This is a genomic window from Microcoleus sp. C2D2 (assembly GCF_036702495.1).
Classification (GTDB): Bacteria; Cyanobacteriota; Cyanobacteriia; order Cyanobacteriales; family Microcoleaceae; genus Microcoleus.
This window is the reverse complement of sequence record NZ_JAUBTO010000283.1, coordinates 1-5,041: the sequence shown is the minus strand read 5'-3', so window position 1 is coordinate 5,041 and position 5,041 is coordinate 1. Positions and strand designations below refer to the sequence as shown.

The window sequence follows — 5,041 nt, the reverse complement described above, 5'->3', positions numbered from 1 at the left end:
AGGTTTCATCCTATTTTACCTTTTTTTGTCTACCCCCTTGACAATTTGCACTTTTTCTTAACTTGTCACAAATGGGGTAGGATTAGCCTCAAGCATCAAAGCAATAACTCCAGAAACTAAAGGCGCCGCCGCAGAAGTCCCGCCAAAATCCTTAGCATAGGGAGACTCACTTTCCAAAATATCTGTTGTTGTAATCCCTTGTGAGTTATCGGGATCGCCATTGTCGGAGGGGGCTGAAATGAAAATTGCTGCTCCGGGTGTATTATAGGGGGTGTGATTCCCTGCGTGGTTAATCGCTCCTATGGCGATCGCATTACGGGAACTCGCAAAACTATTATAATTGACGTTCCCATAGTAATTCCCCTCATTGCCACCAGCAATTACATAGGTATTTCCCAGCCATTTTCGACCTGTGGTAACTCCACTTTCAAGCGCGGCTGAAGCTAAGGGTTGCCGCCTCAGGTATTCAGGACCCTAACTGTTATTAAAAATATCGATCGACTGATTACGATTAGATACTCCGGCTGGTGTCCGAGGATCAAACAAAGCATCAGCAACTTGTTTTCCCCAGGGGTCAAGGTTGTAATTGAGTGGATCGGTATTACCAAATAGCCGTATTCCTGCTAATTTCGCTTCAGGAGCTACACCAACTATACCTTGACCGTTTTCACTGGCTGCTGCAATTCCAGCCACTGCCGTTCCGTGAGGGTTAAGAGTGTTAATTTGTAATGTCCAGGGTGTCATCAAAAGTTCTTGTCTAAGCTGGTTTATTTCGTTCGCATTATACTTATTGGGTCGGGATGGAGAATTTATAATTCCCAATTTCCACCCGCAGAAGTCTTATAAAATGTACCTTGATTCTCGGTAAAGCTTTGGGAGGTATTTCTTGTTAACTGAGCCCTGACCTGTGGCGCAAATTGCCAATTATTCTAAGTAAGTCGGCGCTTGAAAACGCAACTATGTAAACGATGTAAAGTGTCCAAATGCTCTCTAATGGCTGACTTAAGCCTATTTACATACTGTTACATTATTCGGTTTAATCCCGCCTACCTACTTAATTGGCCAACAACATATTGCCCCAAACGAAACAATGCCTCCTAGAACAACGTATAAAAAGCCGTCTTCCAGAACCAAAATATTAACAGTAAAATCAATACTCAAACTATGGCTGTACCCATTAGCTAAATCTGGATGCTCGTATTCCAAACCATCATCAACAATAGCAATTGTCGCGTCGCTCCCTCGGACTGTTTGAGAAGTTACAGGATTAATCACATCCAAAGCTGCGGGAACATTCGCATTTTTAAAATTCCACTGTTTGTTGTATAAGGTGTCATTCGGTTCGTACACCAAATTTAATTGGACAGGCACCTGCGGGTAAGCATATTCTACTCCTGACAGTGCTTCTAGCTGATCCGCCTCATTTTTCCGAGCAATTCGTTTTGGACACTTGCAGGTACATCTGTTAGTAATGCGATCGATATCGCCCTGATAGATCGCATCAATAATAGCTGCTAACTCCCGTGAAGACTGTTCAGGTATTACCCAAACAACCCCTTCCTTTGCTTCAGCTAAAGCTTCTGGTGGGTAGCTGTCGAGATTTGCAGCACCGACGATCGCCAATCTCACTTCATCAGACAACCCATCTGAACCCGGCTCGCTAATTAGAGCAAATTTTTCACTTGCTTCTGAAATAGCATTACCTGCTTGGTCATAAGCTTTCGCCGACAATTGATAACTATCCGGTGCTAAACTGCTCAAACTCTCACTAAAGTTAAAACTGCCAACCCCCTCACTGTCACTGGTAAACTCAGTAACATCTTTAGCGATTTCAATTTTCTCACCACCTTCTTTTTGAAACCCAAAATCGACTTTAGCAATATCGCTGACTCCTTCAGTATCAAAAACCTTAGCGCCACTAAAGCTAATTTTTTCACCCTTGGTATATAGAGGTAAACTTCTAAATTGTAAGTCGCCCGGTGCACTATTGATTAACAAATTGCGTAGCCCTTCATTGCTGGCTGCACCTGCTCGATCGTAGGCGATCGCCTTTAACTGGGATTTACCCGCCGCCAACCCAGTCAAAGTATAATTCAAACTTGCCCAGCGATTGTCTAAATTGTCGGAAGTGAAAGTAGTAGCGTCACTGGCGACTTCACCTTTTTGATCTGTGGTGAAAAACCCAGCCTCAACCCCCATGCCCGTTAACGGATCGACTTTACCATCTGGAGTTAGACTGACTTGATAGTTTGTGTTGCCGGAAACCGGAGAAACATTTAAAATATCGTCCGCCACCCCTAAATTATCGGTATTAAGAATTCCCGTATTTTTGCCGCTAGTTGAAATACTTTTGATTAGCCTCCCTTCTTTGTCCCCCAGTTCCATATTGATATCACCGCTAAAACCGACCGCAGAGATTCGCGCACTACCCATAGTGGGGAGACTGAAAAAATAGGTATCTGTCGGCTCTGTTTTACCAGTGGAACCGAGATGAAAATAGTTATCTTGGAGACTACCGATTTCAATATTAGACATTTGCACCCCGATAAATAAACTTAGGTTTACAAAAAGCAACTAGCAGGAATGCGCGTAGGCGTAGCCAGGCGTAGGCATCGCTTTTACGCCCTACTAGCTACCTGGTCTGTCGATCGTCTGCGATTCTGGCCTACAATCTGTCTGCTTAAGCGAAGCCTTACTTTTTACGCCAATCGTCTGTTTTGCAAGAAAACTTTACAAATCCCCATTAATATTGAGAATTTAGCGGCGATTTGACTGTGATATTTGTAGTGTCTACACTACCAGTGTGGCTTGTGCTGCCAGTCAATGCCCCGATTTTAAGTTCAGTCATGTTACCCCCGGAAAATAGTTGGTTAAATAGCCCCTCAACTATTTATTGGGAGTACCTTGAGGTTTTTATGCGAATTGCGGTAAATCGTTACATAAGTTTATATTTGAGTTGCCGAACTCCCAAAACTTGAAAGCTACCTTACATTACCTCGATCGCTGAGAAATAATACCTAATTATTCGGCTCTTCCGTACTTAGTGTCCCACATTTGTAGTTTTCTGGTTTCTACATCATAGCTGGCTGGGATTTCAAGACAATTACCCCCTGTTGAGCAAGTTGCTCAACAGCGCAAGCAGATGTAAATAATCTTAAAGCCTTACCTAGCAAAGCTTTGAGGATAAATTTAAGTTAACGCAATCGCACTCAGTATGAAGCTTATGCGTAAAACCGTATCCGTATGACTTACCAGCCTTTTTAGCCCTCTTTTGTCACTTTCGGCAAAAAATAATCAGGAACGCTTAGAGCATAAGACTTTTACCAAAAATCCTGATTTCAGCCATTCTGTTAGAAAATAAACGCTCAAATGCTCGCTATATCTACAGTTAAAAATTTGGCTCTTATTTTTATTTTCCTAGAGTGACAGAAGAGGGTTAACCAGAGCGCGACTAAAAAAGAAATTTTCTTTGACGATTTGACGATTCTCCTAAACTCTCCTATTTATAAGGCTTTCAGCTTCTAGCTTTTATTGACGATTATTGACATTATTTTTGACGATTCTCGATAAACGCTTTCTATGCAAGGGCTGCGGGAATGTACTGAGAGTTTTTGACGATTCTGACGATTGCTTGACAACCTCTGGTGGACAAGCGAACTGCCACTATCACATGAACTTGATGTAAGCGAATGAGCAGGACTTACGCAGTTACTCTATATATAGTTATTTGATGTAGACTTTAATTTACTAAAACACTATATATACCGTTTTTTGTAAGTCCCGCGAGTAATGTCAACAATGAATCGTCAAAACTGTTACTGACGATTGAAGTGCTTACGGGGTAAGAGTTATAGGGAATCGTCAAATCGTCAACACAAATTTTGGTGTTCTGCGAGTTTTCTACGATTCTGACGATTGCTTGACAAGTCCGGCTTGGCGAACTAGCAGTTTGTAGGTTGCCACTGTTACCAGTACGCTCACCTGCGGGCGATCGTAAATCTCTTAGGATGTGCTGAGGAATCGTCAATGACGATTTTCAATCGTCGAAGCTGCTATTGACGAGGGAACAGCTTGTTCTGCAGGAGTTTCAAACTATCGTCAAATCGTCAACGCAATTTTTAAACTAGCGGTAAATTTTGAGCTAGCGGTAATATGGATCATCATTTAGCATTAAGAAACAAACGAACACGATCGGGCATAATTTCCATAGCAATGATGTGGCACTTGTTTTCATTACAGACATCACAAATGATTTGTTGTAGTTTTTCAGCTATTGTGCCAATCAATACCTTGTTACACCTTTTAGGTATGAAAACAAAATGGTAATTCAGTAGCTAGCAAGACGGCATTACTTTCATGTCTGTACTCATCAAGAGAAAACTTAGCCATAATTAAACTTTTAACTTGACGAGGGGTATAAATATATTGTAGAATCAATAACTAATTACAACAAGAAGGAGGTGATTCAAGGTTGCTAACAAACTACGTTTACAAGTTGCGTCCTAATCAAGCACAAAATTCCAAAATGTCTAACTGGATAAATATGCTTAGGAGTCAATATAACTGGTGCTTGCAGGACCGAATTACCCAATACAATCAGCAGTTTTTCCAAGGTAATTACTGTGATATTATGACTAAATCTGAAGCTTACCCATTAACGTGCTTTGTTAGTAAAAATGGTGCAACTGGGGAGCCTTGGAAAGATACCAAAGTTGACAAAAATGGTAATCTTAAAAACCCACGTCGCAGTGCTGGAGATATTCAAATCACTGCACTACCGAAATTGAAGGCGTCTAGACCTTGGTATGGCGAAATAGACGCAACGGTATTACAACAAAATGTAAAGCGGTTAGATAGTGCTTACAAGAATTTCTTTGAGGGGAGAGGATTTCCTAAATTCAAGAATAGCAGTAACTTTACCTCTTTTACATATACTGTAGGCGTAAGAACTAACAGGAATAAAATTGTATCCGCTCAATAAATCGGGGTAACAGCAAAAAAAGAAGGTTCACAATCTAGGCACAGCATGGTAGAATATGAC

General features: G+C 41.3%; 3 protein-coding genes and 1 pseudogene. 1 reads left to right on the top strand and 3 read right to left on the bottom strand.

Annotation, left to right across the window (positions count from 1 at the left end; genetic code table 11):
* Positions 1-57: 57 nt before the first annotated feature.
* From QUB61_RS37835 to QUB61_RS40315, 3 genes and pseudogenes are all read right to left on the bottom strand, one after another.
* Positions 58-744 (bottom strand): annotated as a pseudogene (locus QUB61_RS37835) (S8 family serine peptidase).
* Positions 745-1,050: 306 nt separating this feature from the next.
* Complete coding sequence (locus QUB61_RS37830; protein WP_333136391.1) at positions 1,051-2,535, bottom strand: hypothetical protein; 1,485 nt, start codon at positions 2,533-2,535, stop codon at positions 1,051-1,053.
* Positions 2,536-4,160: 1,625 nt separating this feature from the next.
* Complete coding sequence (locus QUB61_RS40315) at positions 4,161-4,331, bottom strand: transposase (RefSeq protein ID WP_445300332.1); 171 nt, start codon at positions 4,329-4,331, stop codon at positions 4,161-4,163.
* Positions 4,332-4,471: 140 nt separating this feature from the next.
* Here QUB61_RS40315 and QUB61_RS37825 point away from each other — a divergent pair, with 140 nt between their 5' ends.
* Complete coding sequence (locus tag QUB61_RS37825) at positions 4,472-4,981, top strand: helix-turn-helix domain-containing protein (protein ID WP_333136389.1); 510 nt, start codon at positions 4,472-4,474, stop codon at positions 4,979-4,981.
* Positions 4,982-5,041: the final 60 nt, after the last annotated feature.

Coding starts and splice junctions, on each gene's coding strand:
- QUB61_RS37830 (WP_333136391.1), bottom strand. CDS start 2,535: ATGTCTAATATTGAAATCGGTAGTCTCCAAGATAACTATTTTCATCTC.